The 19,996-nt window shown below is 44.1% G+C and carries 15 protein-coding genes; 10 read left to right on the forward strand and 5 right to left on the reverse strand.

Annotated features, from left to right (window positions below; translation table 11 throughout):
• Positions 1 to 186 precede the first annotated feature (186 nt).
• From THMIRH_RS10975 to THMIRH_RS10990, 4 genes are all read left to right on the forward strand, one after another.
• Positions 187 to 2,961 carry a methyl-accepting chemotaxis protein gene (locus THMIRH_RS10975; RefSeq protein ID WP_173292131.1) on the forward strand — a complete coding sequence of 925 codons (2,775 nt, stop codon included), beginning with the start codon at positions 187 to 189 and terminating at the stop codon, positions 2,959 to 2,961.
• Between the two features lie 210 nt (positions 2,962 to 3,171).
• Positions 3,172 to 4,815, forward strand: a complete 1,644-nt coding sequence (pgm, locus tag THMIRH_RS10980) for a phosphoglucomutase (alpha-D-glucose-1,6-bisphosphate-dependent) (RefSeq protein ID WP_173292132.1) — start codon at positions 3,172 to 3,174, stop codon at positions 4,813 to 4,815.
• Positions 4,816 to 5,001: 186 nt separating this feature from the next.
• On the forward strand, positions 5,002 to 5,673 hold the full coding sequence (locus tag THMIRH_RS10985; RefSeq protein WP_173292133.1) for a histidine phosphatase family protein: 672 nt from the start codon (positions 5,002 to 5,004) through the stop codon (positions 5,671 to 5,673).
• 56 nt (positions 5,674 to 5,729) lie between these two features.
• Entirely contained in the window at positions 5,730 to 7,880 is a 2,151-nt protein-coding gene (locus tag THMIRH_RS10990) for a putative bifunctional diguanylate cyclase/phosphodiesterase (protein WP_173292134.1), read from the forward strand.
• 85 nt (positions 7,881 to 7,965) lie between these two features.
• On the opposite strand, the gene THMIRH_RS10995 is transcribed toward THMIRH_RS10990, so the two are convergent.
• Positions 7,966 to 10,038, reverse strand: coding sequence for a sensor domain-containing protein (locus THMIRH_RS10995; protein ID WP_198415230.1), 2,073 nt, complete (start codon positions 10,036 to 10,038; stop codon positions 7,966 to 7,968).
• Positions 10,039 to 10,241: 203 nt separating this feature from the next.
• On the opposite strand from THMIRH_RS10995, the gene THMIRH_RS11000 reads away from it, so the two are divergent.
• From THMIRH_RS11000 to THMIRH_RS11010, 3 genes are all read left to right on the forward strand, one after another.
• Positions 10,242 to 11,171, forward strand: coding sequence for a DMT family transporter (locus THMIRH_RS11000; protein ID WP_173292135.1), 930 nt, complete (start codon positions 10,242 to 10,244; stop codon positions 11,169 to 11,171).
• A 30-nt stretch (positions 11,172 to 11,201) separates the two neighbouring features.
• Positions 11,202 to 12,062, forward strand: coding sequence for an MBL fold metallo-hydrolase (locus tag THMIRH_RS11005; protein ID WP_173292136.1), 861 nt, complete (start codon positions 11,202 to 11,204; stop codon positions 12,060 to 12,062).
• A 66-nt stretch (positions 12,063 to 12,128) separates the two neighbouring features.
• The gene (locus THMIRH_RS11010; RefSeq protein ID WP_279585857.1) at positions 12,129 to 12,989 is read left to right on the forward strand and encodes a DMT family transporter; all 861 of its coding nucleotides are present in this window, start codon (positions 12,129 to 12,131) and stop codon (positions 12,987 to 12,989) included.
• A gap of 2 nt (positions 12,990 to 12,991) precedes the next feature.
• Here the strand turns inward: THMIRH_RS11010 and THMIRH_RS11015 are convergent, their stop codons facing one another.
• The 3 genes from THMIRH_RS11015 to THMIRH_RS11025 form a co-directional block, all read right to left on the reverse strand.
• The gene (locus THMIRH_RS11015; RefSeq protein ID WP_173292137.1) at positions 12,992 to 14,473 is read right to left on the reverse strand and encodes a protein adenylyltransferase SelO; all 1,482 of its coding nucleotides are present in this window, start codon (positions 14,471 to 14,473) and stop codon (positions 12,992 to 12,994) included.
• Between the two features lie 109 nt (positions 14,474 to 14,582).
• Positions 14,583 to 15,269, reverse strand: coding sequence for a hypothetical protein (locus THMIRH_RS11020; protein WP_173292138.1), 687 nt, complete (start codon positions 15,267 to 15,269; stop codon positions 14,583 to 14,585).
• The gene (locus THMIRH_RS11025; RefSeq protein WP_243831449.1) at positions 15,266 to 15,775 is read right to left on the reverse strand and encodes an RNA polymerase sigma factor; all 510 of its coding nucleotides are present in this window, start codon (positions 15,773 to 15,775) and stop codon (positions 15,266 to 15,268) included. Before THMIRH_RS11025 ends, THMIRH_RS11020 begins: the two co-directional genes overlap by 4 nt.
• Positions 15,776 to 16,096: 321 nt before the next feature.
• Between THMIRH_RS11025 and THMIRH_RS11030 the strand changes: the two genes are divergently transcribed.
• From THMIRH_RS11030 to THMIRH_RS11040, 3 genes are all read left to right on the forward strand, one after another.
• Positions 16,097 to 16,558, forward strand: a complete 462-nt coding sequence (locus tag THMIRH_RS11030) for a DsrE family protein (protein ID WP_243831450.1) — start codon at positions 16,097 to 16,099, stop codon at positions 16,556 to 16,558.
• A 74-nt stretch (positions 16,559 to 16,632) separates the two neighbouring features.
• The gene (locus tag THMIRH_RS11035) at positions 16,633 to 17,916 is read left to right on the forward strand and encodes a porin (RefSeq protein WP_173292140.1); all 1,284 of its coding nucleotides are present in this window, start codon (positions 16,633 to 16,635) and stop codon (positions 17,914 to 17,916) included.
• Positions 17,917 to 18,102: 186 nt separating this feature from the next.
• Positions 18,103 to 18,780 carry an META domain-containing protein gene (locus tag THMIRH_RS11040; RefSeq protein WP_173292141.1) on the forward strand — a complete coding sequence of 226 codons (678 nt, stop codon included), beginning with the start codon at positions 18,103 to 18,105 and terminating at the stop codon, positions 18,778 to 18,780.
• Between the two features lie 34 nt (positions 18,781 to 18,814).
• Here the strand turns inward: THMIRH_RS11040 and THMIRH_RS11045 are convergent, their stop codons facing one another.
• The gene (locus THMIRH_RS11045) at positions 18,815 to 19,546 is read right to left on the reverse strand and encodes a class I SAM-dependent methyltransferase (RefSeq protein ID WP_173292142.1); all 732 of its coding nucleotides are present in this window, start codon (positions 19,544 to 19,546) and stop codon (positions 18,815 to 18,817) included.
• Positions 19,547 to 19,996: the final 450 nt, after the last annotated feature.

A 19,996-nucleotide genomic window follows, 5' to 3' on the forward strand; every position in this document is an offset into this window, starting at 1 on the left:
GTCATTATAACCACCCTTCCACATAAAAATAAAGCGAATTTTTTGAACACCGTAAATTAACCACTTTATATAAATGGGATAACAGTTTTTTTAGCCCTGTCATCAAATAAAACTATTTAAAAATGAGGGGTTATCAGCCTAATATGAGTCACATAAATAAAAATACTTAACCAAAGGCAATTTATAATGCGCGACAATGGACCCGTTACCCAAGTTGAATACACCCTTCCAAAAGGGATGACGATTGTTTCTAGAACAGATCTGCAAGGCAATATTCAAGAAGCAAACGAAGCCTTTATTGAAGCGAGCGGTTATGAATGGCGGGATTTAGTGGGACAACCCCACAATATTTTGCGCCACCCAGATGTGCCAGCGGCGGTGTTTAAAGACTTTTGGGAGACGATAAAGCTGGGAAAGCCCTGGTCGCAAACCGTCAAAAACCGCCGCAAAAATGGTGACCACTACTGGGTTATCGCCAACGCAACGCCCATTTTTGAAAATGGCAAAATGTCTGGCTATATGTCAGTACGCACACCCGCAACACCGCAACAAATCAAAGAAGCCGAAGCCGCCTACCAAGCCATAGCTGCGGGTAAAATCCATCTAAAACATGGCAAGCCTACAGAATGGGTAGATAGTATCAATCCCCTCAAACATTTTGAATTAACCCAGGTAATTTTGGTTTTATGTGGATTCTTTTTATTTTCTGCCTATGCGCCAAAGTTTATCCATGGTATCCCCGACATCCTGTTTGAAGCGCTTGACCTACTGACCATTGCGCTGATTTGGTTAAGCGTTTATCTAAATGGCAAGCGCACCAATGAAATGTCTAAAATCATTACCTCCATATCTGAGGGTAAGTTTGATAATAACATCGAGTTATCTGGCAACAATATTCTCAGCAACGCCACAGGGCGATTAAAGTCTATGCAGATTAAACTTGGCGCCGATTTTGAGGAAGTTAAAGAAGCACTCGACAGCGCTCAACGCATTGAAAGAGCCCTTTACTCCTCCTCTGCCAATGTCATGGTCGCAGACCGCTTTCGCAGCATTATATTTATGAATCAATCCATGCAAACGATGTTGCGTGACATTGAAACCGATCTTCAAACGGACTTACCCGACTTTAATGTTGATAATTTAATGCGTCAAAATATCGATGTATTTCATAAAAACCCTCATCACCAACAAGACATACTTGAAAACTTAACCACCACTCACAATGCCCGAATTAAGGTAGGCACCCAAACACTTGATCTAGTAGTAGACCCCATTTTTGATAACAACGGTCGTCGCATTGGAACGGTAACCGAATGGAAAAACATGACTGAGCAATTGGCCATTGAAGACAATATTGCCAAAATTGTTGCCGATGCATCCCGCGGGGTATTAAAAAATCAAATCAACACCACTCACCTGCATGGTTTTGAAAAAAAGCTATCGATTTCAATCAATGATTTAATTCAAAGCTTCTCTGCCATCACCAAAAGTTTGAGTCGAATTTTGACCGCCATGAGTGATGGCGATTTAACCAATCGTATGTCTGGCGACTATGAAGGCGAAGTATTAGCCATGCAGGTTGCGGTGAATAACGCCCTTAAAAACTTAGAAGTGACCTTGGGTCATGTCAAAATTGGCTCAACTGAAATTGGCAGTATGTCCCATGAAGTGTCACAAGCCAGTGATGACCTCTCACAACGCACCCAAGAACAAGCCGCTTCTTTAGAAGAAACCGCGGCCAGCATGGAGCAGTTAACCGCCACCATTAAACAATCCTCTGACAACGCCGAAAAGGCCAACCGCAATGCCAAACAAGCCGCTTTAAAGGCCTCTGAAGGCATAGAAGTGATGAGCAAAACCCTCGCTGCCATGCATGGCATCAGCGATCTCAGTCAAAAAATCGGTGACATCACCAGTGTGATAGACAGTATTGCGTTTCAGACCAACCTATTAGCACTCAACGCTGCTGTTGAGGCCGCAAGAGCAGGCGACCATGGCAGAGGATTTGCCGTGGTGGCGAGTGAAGTGCGTAATCTGGCGCAAAAATCAGCCGAATCGTCCAAAGAAATTTCTAATTTAATTTCTTCTGCCAGAAAACAAATCCACCAAGGAACCGAGTTGGTTGAAGAAACCAACCGAGCCTTTGATGCCATGGTTAGCCAGATTAAAGAAGTTGAAGATTTAGTCACCGAAGTTTCCAACAGCTCTAGCGAACAGGCACTTGGGGTAACGCAAATCAACCAAGCCGTTATGCAACTTGACCAAATGACGCAACAAAATGCGGCATTGGTTGAAGAGTTATCCGCCACCGCGGGTAACATGAATGAACAAGCCACCACTCAGGCAAAATTTGTATCTCGTTTTAAAATCAACCCTTCTGCTGTTCGCCAATCCGCTGAAGCATCTGATGCGCAAACCATTGACTTTGAAGATGCCAAAATGAAGCATCGTGCTTGGAATGTCAAACTCGAACAACTTCTAGCGGGCAACGAAGTTGACCTAGACAAGCAAAGTGCGCGTAAAAACAATGTTTGCCCCTTAGGCAAATGGCTCTATGGCGATGGACAAAAATTTGCTCATTTAAACGAAATGAAAGACCTTATCAGCCTACACAGCGAAATGCATGAAGTGGTTGGTCGTGTGATTGATGCTTATGACCTTAATGACCTGGACATGGCGCATCGTGAAAAAGACCGCGTACACAACCTATCTAACAAAATTATTGCTACGATTGACTTGGTCAAACATCATGTTGCCAAAGACTCTGCCGCAGCCAAAGCGGCCGCTAAAAACCACCTTGCGAATGCTCACCCAGCTGAGAGCCCAACACAAATCTCCAAACCTGCGGTTTCTGCCCCCGCCTCAAAACTGGCCGCACACATTGCGCCAAAGCCACTGCCCAGCAAACCTGCTAAGCCAGCTAAGCCATCAAAGGGTGATGACGAATGGGATGATTTTTAAGCCATAAAATCGCATAACCAAAAACAGCAGGCTTAAGCCTGCGCCCCATTATTTTTTTGTCCGTAAATATTGAAATAAGCCAGTGACAGGGGCGAAGGCTTTAGCCTTCTTAAAGTCCAATACAAAAAATAACCCCATTGCCTATGGTTTTTTACCCCCCTCTCGTTATAATTGAAAGATAACTTTTTCAAACCAACAAGAGACTCATCCATGGCACTTTCTCCACTCGCTGGCAAACCAGCTCCCCTGTCTATTCTTGAAAACATTCCAAAACTCATGACCGACTACTACTGCCTAGCACCCGACCCCACTAATCCAGACCAAGCCGTATCTTTTGGTACCTCTGGGCACCGTGGTTGTTCTAGCAAATCAGCATTCAACGAAAATCACATCGCCGCCATTACCCAAGCGATTGTGGAATACCGTGACGACATGGGTTACACCGGCCCAGTGTTTATCGGTATGGACACTCACGCTTTATCTGAAGCAGCGCATGCCACTGCCATTGAAGTGTTTGCGGGCAACAGCGTGAATGTGATCATTCAAGGCAATGGGCGTTACACGCCAACCCCAGTTATTTCACATGCCATTTTGACCTATAACAAAGGCCGCACCGAAGACTTAGCCGATGGCGTTATCATCACCCCATCGCACAATCCACCACAAGACGGTGGTTTTAAATACAATCCCCCAAATGGCGGGCCAGCCGATACCGATGCCACCAAAGTGATTCAGAATCGTGCCAATGAAATTCTCAAAAGCTATATGGATGACATCAATCTCATGCCATTAGAAGATGCCATGCAATCTGAATATGTCACGGCTCAAGACCTCATCACGCCTTATGTGCAAGACCTTGATAAGGTCGTCAATATGAAAGCCATAGCTGAAGCGGGCCTAAAATTAGGCATAGATCCACTCGGCGGTGCGGCGATTGACTTCTGGAAACCCATTGCCGACACCTACGGTTTAAATCTAGAAATCGTCAACCCAAAAGTTGACCCAACCTTCTCATTTATGAGTGTCGATAAAGACGGCAAAATCCGTATGGACTGCTCAAGTCCATATGCCATGGCCAGTTTGATTGATTTAAAAGACAACTACGACATCGCTTTTGGTAACGACCCAGATGTTGACCGTCACGGTATCGTGACCAAGTCAGCCGGTTTGATGAACCCTAACCATTATTTAGCCGTGGCGATTCAATACCTATTAACGCACCGCCCAGAATGGTCTGCCGATGTCAAAATTGGTAAAACGCTGGTGTCGAGTTCGATGATTGACCGCGTGGTCGCCTCTTTAGGTAAAAACCTTTCAGAAGTACCTGTTGGCTTTAAATGGTTTGTGGATGGTTTGGTCAGCGGTGATTTTGCCTTCGGTGGTGAAGAATCTGCCGGTGCGTCTTTCTTGCGCATGGACGGCACCACTTGGTCAACCGACAAGGACGGCATTATCATGAACTTGTTGGCTGCTGAAATTACGGCTGTAACAGGCAAAGACCCAGGACAACTCTACCAAGAGTTGACCGCGCAATTTGGCAACCCTGTCTACACGCGTATTGATGCTCCCGCCAATCGTGAACAAAAAGCCATTTTAAGCAACCTGTCACCGGATATGGTTAAAGCCTCTATGCTGGCCGGCGAAACCATCACCGCCAAACTGACGCATGCGCCAGGCAATGGTGCGGCCATTGGTGGTCTTAAAATCGTAACCGAAAACGGTTGGTTTGCGGCGCGTCCATCGGGCACAGAAGATATTTATAAAATCTATGCCGAAAGCTTTAAAGGCGAAGAGCACCTCAAGCAAATCGTAGAAGAGGCGCAAGCAATTGTTTTAGATGCCTTAAACGCATAATTCAACCCGTCAATCACTTCAATTCAAAGCGGCTTTTTAGCCGCTTTTTTTTCGCGAAAACCAGCCCCAAAACCCCTTTAACTCATAAATTTAATAAGGTTTTTAATTTTTATACAAAATCGCTTTAAAAATTATACTTGTTAGGGTTTAATACTAAATATTATGTGTTTTAAAGGCTTGTTTTTTATGTCCCCCCTACGCACCGCAACTCTTTCTTTATTCACCACGCTTCTAGTGTCCGTTTTAAGTTTTATACCAACTGCTCATGCCAATGATTCAGCCAAACCAGAATTCCAAGAAAAAATTGCCAATCCACAACTGCTCACTCAACTCAAACAAGGTGGCTTTGTGCTTTATATGCGCCATGGCAACACCGACAACTCACGCCCAGACCGAGTGCCCAGCGTTGACTTAAATGACTGCAATACCCAGCGTGTTTTAAATGAGCTTGGACAAACCGTGACCAAACAAGTTGGAGTGTATGTGCGCCAAGCCGGCATTCCTGTGGGCGAGGTGTTTTCAAGCCCCATGTGCCGTGCCAAAAACTCGGCCTTGAATGCTTTTGGTCACTTCACTTTAGAGCCCGCCATTATGTATACCGGTGGCATGACCAGCGCCCAAAAAAAACCCGTATTGGCCAAAACGCGAGAATTGATTTCAAAGCCCGTGGCACCGGGCACCAATCGTTTCTTGGTGGCGCATGCGCCTAATATGATGGACTTAATGGGCTATTTCCCTAAAGAAGCCACCTTGGTTATTTTTAAACCTAAAGGGCACAGTCAGTTTGACTATTTAGGCAGTATTCGCCCCCAAGATTGGTCAGAATTGCTTAAACCGACTGCTGCAACTCGTGAATAAGTTTATCTCATCCAGACTGCAACACTTGAGCACGCTAAAAACCCTTTGATGACATCATGAAAAAACCCAGCATATCTTCCCTAATCATTTTTCTACTGCCAGCACTGCTGGCTTTAGGCATTATGGGGCTGGTCAACCTTTATAGTTCAACCCACTTTATTGATACCGAACAAAGCAATCTGTCGCATATCGAAAAACACACTCAAAATATGCGCATGACCCTTAACTTTATTCAGCAAACGGGTCAACTCCACAGCCGACTAGAAACACTGCTGGAAGCCGCCAAACAAAAAACGCAATCACAAGGGCAACTCTATCTCAGCCACACCAAAATTATCGATGAGTTGGCCAGTTTAGAACAACAGTTTCAACAACTTGAAAGCACCCTCAATCAATTGCCCAGTGACCAAATGGACCTAAAAAAATGGAAAGAGGGGTTTATCAAATTTAAACATTTTTGCATGATGGCTACGGACATCATCGCCATCGACCCCAGCACGGCGCAAACCTACCTTAACTCTGCCCAAAAGTCGTTTTTTGATTTTTCATACCATGCTTATTTAGTGTCTGAACACCTCTCCAAACAAACCAATCAAACCATTAAAGAGTCCAAAACACTGTTAGAAGATTCCAAAAGTGTGCTTTATTTGATGTTTGCGTTAGCGTCTATGATTGCGCTATTAGTTGCCATTTTGGCAGCCCGCAAACTCTCAGAATATCATCGCGACATACTTTCTTCACTCACGGCCTTAACCAATAACACCAAAAACATTCCAGAGCTTCCTAGAATTACTCAGTTGGTGTCAAAAACCCGTGGCGAAATTCAAAACCTTGGGCAGGCTGTTCTTAAATTTAGAGATGTCTTAATCTTGAATGAAGCTGAACAAAAGCATATTTTTGAATTGGCTTTTTGTGACACCCTTACCCAACTCCCCAACCGCTCCTCACTGCTTAAAAAGTTAAGCACCGAGCTTGAAGACTTAAAGCTCGCCAACAAACAAAACGCCCTATTCAAAATTAACCTGAATCGCTTTAAGTTATTTAATGATGGCATGGGGTATGAGTTTGGAGATGAACTCCTCAAACTGCTCGCACTACGCCTTAAACATTTCGACCTGCCAGACATTGAATGCTTTAGAACCGGTGGCGACGAGTTTGTGATCAGAATTCCGTTTACCGCTGTCAACAACCAAGACCTATCGAGCCACCTCAATTTACTGGCCGAAAGTTTGCATCATCATGTCAGCAAAGAATTCTCAATTGCCAACCACCGCATCAAAGTCACGGTGAATATCGGCATGACCCTCTATCCTATGAGCGCCAATGACACGCCTTTAGAAGTGCTAAGGCACAGTATGATTGCACTGCATAAATCTAAAGAATTAGGGCAACGCCAAACGGTGATTTTTAACAGCGATCTTTTAAAATCCGCCAATGACAGCTTTGAAATTGAAAAAGACCTCGAAAAAGCGCTTAAAAATAACGAGCTGGTTTTTTATCTTCAAAGCCAAATTCACCCCACCAATAAGACCCACTTTGCCGAATCCTTGATTCGCTGGCATCACCCCACCAAAGGCATGATTTCTCCAATGGTTTTTATTGGCATTGCCGAAAAGTCAGACCTGATTGTTCAAATCGACCAATGGATGTTAACGCAAGCTTGTCACTTTATTGTGCAGCAAACGCTGTTGGGTAAAAGCGTGCATATCTCGGTCAATATTTCTGGGCGCCATTTCACCAAACCTGATTTTATCGAAGAAATCGAAACCCTGATTGCCAAAACCGGCGTAGATGCCCACAAACTGACGCTTGAAATCACCGAAAGTGTTTTGGTGACAGACCTTGAAGATGTCATTGAAAAAATGCGCCATTTGCGCCGTTATGGCATACGCTTTTCGATTGATGATTTTGGCACGGGCTATTCGTCACTCGCCTATTTGAAAAAACTACCCGTGCACGAACTTAAAATAGACAAACTGTTTATTAATGAAATTGCCACCAACCCAGACGACTTTAAATTGGTACGCGCCATTTTTGAAGTCGCCAAAACCTTTGACTTGAGCGTGGTGGTTGAAGGCGTTGAAGATGAGCACCAACTCGAAGTGCTTAACGGACTGGGCAAACCCATTATTCAAGGCTTTATCTACGCCAAACCCATTCCTGCGAATGACTGGGCCCAACAACTCACTGTTGCGCAAAGCGTTTAAACTCCAAAAGACGCTATTTTTAACGCAAATTTAACCAGGCCTGGTTGTTTTTAGTCTTTTTTACACGCTTTTTAGGTGTTTTTTATTAAGCCTTAGCGCTTAATAAAACCGACATTTCTGCTGCCGGCAAGGGCCTACTGTAGAAAAAGCCTTGAATGGTATCGCAGCCATTTTGCAAAATAAAATGCTGCTGTTCTGCCGTTTCAACGCCCTCAGCAATCAAACTCAACCCTAAACTTTTGCCTAAGGCGATGACCGCACGGGTAATGGCGGTGTCATCCTCATCCTCTGGAAGGTCACGAACAAAAGACTGGTCAATTTTTAACTTGTTAAGTGGTAGTTTTTTCAAATAAGACAAGGAAGAATAGCCTGTTCCAAAATCATCAATGGCAATCCCAAACCCTAGCGCACGCAGTTGTTTAAGCATGGCGATTGCCTTATCTGGGTTTTGCATGATTTGACTTTCAGTCACCTCCAACATAATGCGCTCTGCTGCTACGCCATACTGCTTTAGCTGACTCGCTAAGACAACACTAAAATCTTCTCGCTCGAGTTGATGTGGCGCCACATTTAACGACAAAACGCCCCAATCTAATCCCGCAGTATCCCACTGAGCCACTTGTGAGATGGCCTGTTCCATCACCAAGCGATCCAAGGGGATAATCAGCCCTGTTTCTTCTGCCAGTGGAATAAATTGCGCGGGGCTCAAAAGCCCTAATTGAGGATGTCGCCAACGCACCAACGCTTCTAATCCGCTTAATCGCGCAACGCCGTTTATGATTTGCATTTGTGGCTGGTAAAAAACCTCAAACTCTTTTTTCTGAATGGCTGCACGCAAACTACTTTCTAAGGCGACTCGCTCTAACGCTTTTTGCGTCATTTCTTGGCTGTAAAATTGATAGTGATTTCTGCCGTCTGCTTTTGCTTTAAACAGCGCGGCATCGGCATTTTTGAGAATACTGTTGGCATCTAATCCATCATCTGGAAAAATAGCAACACCGATACTCAAGGTCACATAAAAAACATGATCATCTATGATAATGGGCGCCGCCATCAAGTCGATATATTGCGATACCTTTTCCGCCAAACTGGCAATGCCTTTAATGTCTTGAATAATTAAACCAAACTCATCACCGCCCAAGCGCGCCAGTGTTTGCCCCTCGGAAACCAAGATAGAGAGCTTTTTTGCGATTTCAATTAAAACCAAATCGCCCACTTGGTGACCAATAGCATCATTAATCTCTTTAAAGTTATCTAAATCAAATACCAAAACAGCCACTTTGCTTTGGCTTTTTGTATTGGTATCAACTACCTTTTTTAAGCGATCCCAAAACAAATTACGATTGGGCAAACCGGTAAGCTCATCATAAAAAGCTTGGCGCTCCAACTGAACCTCTAAGGCTTTTTGAAGGGTAATATCTCGACCACTGCCCACCGTACCAATCAACTGACCTTGTGCATCAAACAAAGGGGCTTTATGCACATCTAGGTAACACAACTCACCACGAATATTGCCATACTCTTCAAACGCCATAGCTTTCATGTTTTCTATGACCACTTCATCTGAGTTAAAACATAACTCACCAAAGGTGTGCCATGCCGGATTGTCGGCGTGTTTTTCACGCTCTCGTTGTGCAAAAAACATGTCGTTTTTGCCAATGGGTTCTTCAATATTATTGGCCATTAACAAGTTGTCGCAAATGGCTTGATTTGCAAATAAATAGCGCCCTTCCAAATCTTTCGCCCACAACATATCGGGTAAATTATTGGTCAAAATACTTAAGAACTGCCCATCATTTAAGACGGCTTGGCACTCCAATTCTGAAGGCGCAGGCCCACCTAAAAACAAAATCAATGCGGCTTGATCATCGTCAGTAAATGGGTGTCTTGTAAAAAAATACCGCACGCCATCCCAAACGATTGCAACGGATGCGTTTTCAACAGGGCTGTCTTCTGCTGAACTTTGAACCTTAACTTGCTGATTAAGAGATGTTGATTGTTTTGAAGGATGGAGCAACTCCCAAAGAAGAGAATCGGGTAGAATTTCGCAGGGGAAATTAGCTTGTTCAGCGAGTAATAATTTAACTGGCTCATTGCCATAGAGTAGCAGCGCTTTACCTTCTTGGGTATTTTTGACGACTAATTGCCACTGGCTCATAAACTTCCTTGTCATTCACTTTTTTAAAGTCCACCATTTTTATTTAACTTGCTGTCTTTCGCCAATCAATTAATTCTATCCAGTAGTATCATGCCTTATCGATTAGCGATTTCGTCTTAAAAATAAGCGCCATTAAATATTCATTTTTAAAACCACTAGAAGCGTAAAATAATGCTCTTTTTAACAGCGCTTGGAACCCACTCATGACTCGCAGCTTAGTGTTGCAAACTGCTTTTTTAACGCTTGCATCTATCACCGCCTTTGCCGCCAATGCCGTGGTGTGTCGCTGGGCGTTAGACCATCAACTCATTGACCCTGTGAGCTTTACCAGCTTGCGCTTAGGTTCGGGCGCCGCCAGTTTGTTTTTGGTGATGACTTGGTTTCATTGGCGCAAAAAATCCAATCAAGCCGCCAGCTTAAACTCTGCCACAGAAACCGTTAGCCATGGTAGTTGGCGTGCGGCAATTATTTTATTTTTGTATGCCATTACCTTTTCTTACGGTTATGTTGCCATCAGCACCGCCACTGGTGCTTTATTATTGGCTGCCGTGGTGCAACTGACCATGATTGGCTATGCCGTCAAAAATGGCGACAAACTGCACACGGCAGAGTGGATTGGTGTAGGTCTTGCGCTGTTAGGCCTGTTGTATTTGGTCTATCCAAAACTCACCACGCCCTCTTGGTGGGGTTTGGTCATGGTCGTGGCATCGGCTTACACTTGGGCGCTTTATACGCTCAATGGACGCAAATCACTTAACCCCTTGTCCGACACCGCATTTAATTTTTACCGCACTTTACCCATGATAACACTGGCCAGTACCTTGAGTTTGCTGTTTACCGAGCAAGTGTTTATCACCGAAAAAGGATTCCTATTGGCGATTATCTCAGGTGGTGTCACCACGGGACTGGGGTATATTTTATGGTACACCGCTTTGCCACGCATCTCATCCAGTTTGGCTTCGGCTTCGCAATTGCTCGTGCCTTTATTGGCGGCTTTTGGCGCGGCTTGGATGATCAGTGAACCCATTACTTTGCGCTTTTTAATCGCCGCCACCTTAATGCTCGGTGGCCTCGCCTTAGTTTTGCACGGACGCAATCAACACCGCAAAGCGGCGTTAAAAACGCCGGCTTAAAAGCGCCCACTCAACTTTAAGGAAACTCACATGATCAAAATTACCTGTGTGGTCGAAAACTCCGTTAAACTCGGTTCACCCTTTTGGGGTGAACACGGCATGTCTGTGCTGATCGAAAACACCCAAACCCAAGAACGCATCCTGTTTGATACCGGACAATCGGGCGAGGTACTGTTGCACAATCTTGAACGCCTTAACATTACCCCCGACAGCATTCAACAACTGGTGCTCAGCCACGGACATTATGACCACGCTGGCGGACTTTACGCTCTGCTGAAAGCACGCACGGCTGGTACAACCCTGCCTATTTATGGTCATCCAGACATTTTCTCGGCACATTTTTCTACGCATCCCAATGGCCAGCTAAAACCGGTGATGATGCCCAAAACCCAAGCTGAACTCGAAGCCTTAGGCGCGCGCTGGGAGCTGAATGTCCAATCACAACCCATCACTGCCCAATTGTTTACCACAGGCGAAATTCCCAAACTTGAACCCTTGGAAAACTTTGGCGACGAACGCTTGGTGATTCAAAACCCTCAGAATCCAGATGAGCGTTTAAAAGACCCGATTAAAGATGACATGAGCTTGGTCATTCAAACCTCACAGGGTTTAATCGTGGTGTTAGGTTGCTGCCATGCGGGTGTCATCAATACCCTCAACCACATTGAGCAAGTCTTTGCCAATCAACCCATCTTAGCCATGATGGGCGGAACCCATTTGGCCAGTGCTTCAGAGGCCAGATTGCAAAAAACCGCCGAGCGCGTTGCGTCTATTCCACAAATCGGCTTTAGCCATTGCACGGGCATTGCGGTGATGGCGCGCTTTTTAGCACAAATGCCGCAACAAGCCTTTGTGTTTCAAGTGGGCACTGAGCTCACTTTTGCCCTGTAATCCTTAACCATTGAAACAACACCGGAGATTCTCATTCCAACCAAACAGATTACCGCTCGCCCCCTCATCGTTTTATTTTTGTTGAGTTTTATTTGGGGCTATAACTGGGTCGTGATGAAAGACGGTCTGAGCGATAGTGCGCCTTTATGGTTTGGCTCTATTCGTACCATTGTGCCCGGCTTATTATTGATTTTGCTGTTGCCGCTGCTTAAAAAAAGCATGACGCCACCGCCCATGCGTTTTGTATTGCCACTCGCGCTGTTGCAAACCACAGGTTTTGTTGGCTTTACCATGTTAGCACTTGAAGAAGGTGCGGTTGGCGCAACGGCGATTTTGGTATTCACCATGCCGATTTGGCTCACCTTGATGGCGCACACTTTTTTACATGAACGCCTCACCAAACGCCATTGGTTAGCCATACTGGTGGCGGCAGTTGGATTGTTTCTGATGATTGCGCCCTGGCAAACCCACCTGGCTTTAGCCGCCAGTTTATTTGCCCTGCTCTCAGGGATTGCATGGGCAGGCGGTTCACTGTGGCAAAAGAAATATGGGCCTTTATATCAACTCGACATGATTAATATCACCGCTTGGCAAATGCTGTTTGGCGGATTCTTTTTACTGGCCAGTGCAATGTTGTTGGAAGACTATCGCATGAATTGGACACCGCATTTTGCATGGGTGGTGTTTTATAATCTAATTCCAGTGGGTGCGGTGGGTTGGTTGATGTGGTTTTATGTACTGCACAATTTACCGACCAAAGTCGCCGGCTTTGGCTCTTTGCTGATTCCAACCATAGGCGTTTTAGCCGCATGGATACAACTGGGCGAAGAGCCAGATACCTTTGAATTTCTGGGTATCTTGTTTATTTTGACCGCCTTAGTGATGATTTTGTGGCCAACAAAATTATTTAAACCACCGACTGCATAACACTAAGAAGAACAACTTAAAACAATATTTTTACACTGCGGCTTAGGCGGTTGTTGATAAGCCTGCAGTTCTGGGTAATTCTCAAACGGCTTTTGGAGTTTAGGCACCCAAAACTCTAACAAGGAAAAATCGCCCTGCTCGGCGGCTTCGATGATTTCTTGTGCAATGTAATTACGCAAATAAACCGCTGGAGAGTTGGCAAAAATCGTTGCGGCAATCTCAGATGGCGTTCGATTTTCTAGCGCCAAACGCGCTTGATAATCCAAAAACCAATCCTCAAACAAATGCGGTTGCGACAGCAAACCTCGCAACTGTTCATTATCCTTGCCAACACCACCAGCTAAGGCTCTAAAAAACAAATTAAAGTCCACACGCTGCTGATCCATCAACACCAGCAAATTGCCAATGAATTGTTTGTCATGCTCTAAAACTGTTACACACCCTATTTTAGCCATCATGCGCTGGATATAAGTGGCATTGTAGGTTTCAATATAGTGCGTCAACGCCTCATCCACCTGCGCCTCAGTCAGCAAATCTTTTAATGCATGCGCCAGCACCTGACAATTCCACAAACCAATTTTGGGCTGTTCGTTATAGGCATAACGCCCTTGGTCATCACTGTGATTACAAATATAACCAATTTGAAAATCGTCAAAAAATGCATAGGGCCCAAAATCAAAGGTTTCGCCCAAAATCGACATATTATCGGTATTCATCACCCCATGATTAAAGCCAACAGTTTGCCATGCGGCAATCATTTTGGCCGTGCGATGACACACTTCTTTAAGCAAAGCCGCGGCGGGATGCTCGGCGATTTTTAATTCGGGATAGTGCCAATTCAGCACCTGATTCAGCAACACCTGCAGATCCGCCTTCCCGCGACTGGCCGCCCATTCAAAATGTCCAAAACGAATGTGCGATGGTGTTAAACGCAAAATCGTGGCACGCGGCTCACTGGTTTCGCGCCAAACGCGTTCAGTTGGATTGAACGACGTGGCCAACCCCAAAGCTCGCGTGGTGGGCACACCCAATCCAAACAAAGCCTCACTGGCTAAGAGTTCCCGAATGGATGAGCGCAATACCGCCCGACCATCGCCCCGGCGCGAATAAGGGGTGCGCCCAGCACCTTTAAGGTGGAAATCCCAAGTATTTGAAGCTAAATTTGACCAGGCCTGGTCATTTTTGGATGATTTTTGGGCATTTTCAGACTGGGTAAATTGCCCCAACAACATGCCCCGCCCATCCCCTAAATCGGGATTGTAATACCCAAATTGATGACCGGTATACTTATGCGCAATCGGCAACATACCCGCTTGCAACTGCTCGCCCGACAACAACCCCAAGAGCGCCTCATCACTTAAAGACAACCCCAAATCCTGCTGCAATGCCCGATTCACAAACGCCAACTGCGCGCCTTGCATCACTTCAGGGCGCACTTCACTGTAAAAATGGGATGGGAGTTGGGTGTAGCGATTAATAAACATGTTCAATTCTCAAGATTAATTCCTGAGTATTTTACTAGGTTTCTTGTTTCACTATCATAGAAATGCAGTCATCTTTAAACTGGAGAGATGAACAGGAACCAACAGAGTTCTAAATTTTGATATAAGCCCAACCTTGTTTCATTTTATCGACAACTTCATCTATTGCAGCGGTATCAGATTTAACACCTTGCATTAATTGAATTTCACGCCCTTCAGTTTTGGCTCTTTCTAGGGCATTTTGACAAGCAACTAAGCGTAGATTATTGTATTGCGCCAACATTTTTTGAATGTCTTCTGAGCTCTCTGAGCGCGCATCAAACAACTGGATACCATGATAATTAGCAACAATTTCTACTTCCGCAGCAGGATGACTGCTGAGTAAATACTGAGTTTCCAATAAAGTTTTTTGCATTTTCACCGGGTCTTTAGAGTCTAAATGAACCACAAAGTTATGACTGGGCACTTGAGCAATTTGTTCAATGTTGCTGTTAGAGTTTAGTTGTTCTATGAACATAAACCCTCCCAAACCTATGATGACACCCAGTAATAAGGAGGCCACTAAACTGGTTTTTTGACCTTGCATTATAGGCCGCTTATTTTCTATAAACTTAGGGGTTGGAGGCGTAATTTGTCGATAAAAATTAACAATCTTTTGCTTGTTTGCGCGTAACTGATTGAGTTCTTCTGCCAGCTCAGGATTTTGAGCCAATTCTTTTTCAAATAATTGGGTTTCAAGGGCAGATAATTCACCATCAAGGTAAGCATGAATATCAGAATTAGCAAAAGGAGATTTCATTTCTGACTCCGTAAATAAACAACTTTTTGGCTTTTTTTATGGGAATACTCTCTTTCTAAAAGAGATTTTAATTTACTTCGAGCTCGCGACAAACGCGACATAACCGTGCCCACAGGTACCTCTAAAACACTGGCTGTTTCTTGATAGCTAAATCCCTGCAAATCAACTAAGGTGACCACTTCTCTTTGCTCAAAAGGCAAGCAACCTATGGCTTGATGGACCGTAAACTCAGTTTGTTGAGTAATACAATTGTCCTCGCAAGATTTAGCAAAATCAAAATGATCTATATCTTCCGTATCGGTAAATTGCCACTGTTGATTATAACGCAGCCTGTCAATGTAAAGGTTGTGCAAAATTTTGCATAACCAAGGTTCTAAATCTTGCAAATTTTGGAGCTGATGTTGTTTTTCAATCGCCTTTAACATGGCTTCTTGAACCAAATCCTGTGCCAAAGACTGCTGTTGGCTCCATGCCAAAGCCAAGCGGTATAGCTTTGCATATTGCATTTCTAACAACTGGTTGAAATGGCTTTCTAACTTTCTTTTTCCGGTCCAGTTTATTAGGGAATTTCTCAATTTCATTGCGCAATCACATCGTTAAAGTTTTCAGGTATCCGCATTTAAAAAATGCACTTTTTTTGAGTCTATCCGAAAAAACACTTTGACTGCAACTATTTGTTTTTAATAAAGATATAACCATTTAATTAAATAAAAAAACCTTGTTGTGGCATAAAAATTATATCGATAAAAATTTGGAATAAACCTTTGAGAATCCCGTTATTAGGATGTGACATTAAAAATAAACCATCAATAATGTGAGGTAAATTTGTGAAAACTGTTAATCATACCCTAGCGGGGATCATGTTCATTTTGAGCTATCTGCTGGCATTTAATGTTCAAGCTGCTCAAAAAGAAGCCCCTTTGCCAGAAACCTTTGCCACTCATAAAGTGGTTTTACAAATCAGCGACCCCGATCCATTCAAACAAACTTTGGTTTTGAATGTAGCTGCCAATCTTCAAAAATATTATGGACCTGAAGATGTTGATCTTGAAATCGTGGCTTTTGGGCCTGGACTAAGATTGATGCTCGATGGCAATTCAAATGCAAAACGTATTAAATCAATGATGGATGGAGGCATTCGTTTCAGTGGCTGTGCAAATACGCTTGAAGGTTTTTCTAAGCAATTGGGTTACAAACCCGCACTACTAGAAGGTGTTCAAGTCATGCCTGCGGGCGCAGGACGCATACTGCAACTCAATGCGGCGGGTTATCAAATCCTTAAGCCTTAGTCATCAACTCTCAAAAGTTTTTTACAACTTTGACGCTAAAACAAAAATAATAATATCTTGGAAGGATACGACCCATGAATAACGAAGTTCAATCAACTCAAATTAAAAAAACCATGCTGGCAGCGGCCGTTGCAACCGCTTTAGTTGCCGGAAATGTTCAAGCCGCAAACTGGTTAATGCTGCAAGGCACAGAACCTGCCAACAGTGCCGAACGCGCTAAGGTTTGGGGGTTTGTGCAAGCTGAATATCAACAAACTGACGACACCCTTCTACCAAGTGGTAAAAAGGCTGCTTTCAACCAGTTAGCACCAGATTTAAGTACATCATCAGGATTTAACATTAAAAGAGCGCGTATTGGCGTAAGAGGCGCTAATCTGCCTTTGGATTCAAAGGTAAATTACTTTTTACTGGCAGAGTTTGGGAATAATGGAATTACTACCGGAGGCAATGCCGGCCCCGGACAAGTTTCCGATGCCAGCATTACGCTCAACCACATTCCAGGCGCGCGTATTCGTGTAGGACAATTTAAAACGCCTGGCGTTGAAGAGAGCTTGCAAGCCGCACCTGTTTTTAATTATGTCAACTTTACGACGATGACTGACCGCATCATTAATGAACGCCAATTCACTAGCTCTACAGGTAATACTGGGCGCAATGGTTCTAATAGTTCTTTCCGTGATATTGGTGTACAGGTGTTTGATGCTTTTGATGTTAAAGGCTATGAGCTGAGTTATGCCTTAATGTATGGCAATGGTAATGGCTTAAACCGCAGTGACAACAACAAATTCAAAGACTTATACACCTATGTATCCTTAGAAAAATACTTTTCAGATGACAAAGGCCCTCGCGCCAAAAGCTTTAAGGTGTTTGCTTGGAATCAAGATGGTAAACGCACTTTATCCGACTTAGGTGACAAAAATCGCACCAGAAGCGGCTTAGGAACCACCTTCTTCAATGGCAAGTTTAGAGCTGCGGCTGAATATATTACTGCAGATGGTATGATTTATGGGGGATCTTCAGGGGGTGGATTGCCCAGTGATGGCGCAACCTTTAGTGTTCAAGCTGACGAAAAAGCCAACGGCTATTACCTAGACTTAGGCTATCGTGTGATTCCAAAGCTAGAACTTAAAGTGCGTTATGACACACTTAATAGTGGCACAGAAGTAGCAACGAATGAGCGCAAATTTACAACCACGACCATTGGGGGACAATATTTTATTAACAAAAAAACGACCCTGTTAGTGGACTACGAAATGCGCGAAGCATCTGCACCAAATCTCGCATCAACGCACGCGGCTAATAAAATTTTAGATACGATGGACAACCGTATCGCCATCCAATTAGGGGTAGTTTTCTAAACGACCACTTATTATTAATTTTTCACTTTTTTTAAATGATAACCCCGCATTGCGGGGTTTTTTTCACCTTTTTAATAATGTCTACCCTCTTTTCCCCAAAGAGTGATTTCAGTTTTAACGCTCATTAATATGAACTTCTCCAATGAAGGCGTTAAAATCATTTAAAAGATTTCAGTGAGGGTGCTTATGAGATTACTAACAACCATTTTAATGGGCTTTTTATTGGGTTTGGGTTTGATGAGTTGCAGCCTTAACTCGGAAAAGCCTGTTGTGCAAAATGTGCCGTTAAAAGGCACAACATGGCATTTGACGCATCAATATGACCCCAAAACTTTTGACGCAATCGGCGTGGATATTCAGGCGAGTTTGGTGTTGAGTGACGCAGGCTTTTCTATCAGTGGTTCGGATGGTTGCAATCGTTTTGTGGGCGCTTATCAGGGCGCTCAATCGGCAGATGGTCGCTTGAGTTTTTCAAGATTTTCCAGCACGCGCATGGCTTGTATTCATCATGCCGAACAAAGCCAAGCCTTTATGGCGGCCTTGAAGGGCGTGACCGAGCTTGAGTTGTATGGCAAAATTTTAACGCTCTATCAAGGCAATAAGCCGTTATTACGATTTAGCCCTGAAGCGCCTGCCAAACAAGTTCAACGGGTCAATTATCGCTGCGGCACAACGGATCTTAAAGTGCATTTTGAGGATCAAACCGCCTATTTAAATTGGTTGGATGAAGAGCAAATTTTGCCTTATGTTTTGTCGGCTTCAGGGACCAAATATATGAATAACCAGCTGACTTTTTGGACCAAAGGTCGTAAAGCTTTCTTGATTTGGGACAAACAAAACCTAGCCTGCGAGCAACAAGATTAAAAATCCTTTAAGGGTTTTGCGGGTTTTGCGATTTTTAAGGCTTGTGCGCCACAATTAAAACCAACTGCTCTATCACTGGCACGGTTGAGCGTTGGGGATATTGGCTTTCAATTTCTAAAATGCCCGCCTCAATCTCTGCGTCACTAAAAGGGGCTAAATCCGACATAAAACGATTGCGGAGCATTTTGAACCACACGGGTTTGTCTAATTCAAATTCGTAGGTAGCCTGTTGAATATCAACCCTAAAACCCGCCAGACTCAATTCATCAGCCCAAACTTGCGCATCAGACTGATTTTGATAAAAAGCTTGTTTAGCCGCTTCAAAAAAGGGAATTTTTACCCGCCTGGGGCGCGTCACAATCAACAATCGACCCGCTGAATTGAGTTGGTTAAAAACGCCCTGCCAAACCGCAGGGCGGTCTTGGATGTGGTGCACAACTTCTTTAAATAACAATTTGTCGTAGTGACAATCGCGCAAGGCAAATTGATTGGCATCTTCACACAACACCTGCAATTGTGGATTTTGTGCCGCTACTTCTGCCATAGGTGCTGATGGTTCAACACAATAGGGTTTGGATAGCAAACCCGCTTGCTGCGCTATCAAAAGGGTATAAGACCCTGTACCACCGCCGACATCCATCAGCAGATCTGCAGGCTGTAAAGCCAAGGCGTCTAAAATGGCATCTCGCATAAAGTCTTGATAACCGGGCGTAAAGGCCCAAACATCGTTATAGACCTCCGCAATCTCATCAAAATGATTTTTCATGGTTACTCCAACTGGGTTTTCAAGTGCTAAAGAAGGCTAAAGCCTTCGCCCCAAACAACAACTTTTCTAGCCCAAAAACTGCTTAAAGGCGAGCGAGGCATGCGTCAAAAGTTTTTGTCATTGTCTTTATCGTAACTAAAATCTTTATGGGGCGCAGGCTTTAACCTGCTAGGGATTGCCAAAATGTGTAAGAAGGCTAAAGCCTTCGCCCCGAACAACAACTTTTCTAGCCCAAAAACTGCTTAAAGGCGAGTGTGGCATGCGTCAAAGGTTTTTGTCGTTATCGTGACCAAAAATCTTTATGGGGCGCAGGCTTTAGCCTGCCTAGGCTTGCACAAATAACGTTTGAGAAGGCTAAAGCCTTCGCCCCGAACAACAACTTTTATAGTCCAAAAACTGCTTAAAGGCGAGTGTGGCATGCGTCAAAAGTTTTTCTCATAGTCGTTATAC

The organism is Thiosulfativibrio zosterae (assembly GCF_011398155.1).
GTDB classification, from domain to species: Bacteria; Pseudomonadota; Gammaproteobacteria; order Thiomicrospirales; family Thiomicrospiraceae; genus Thiosulfativibrio; species Thiosulfativibrio zosterae.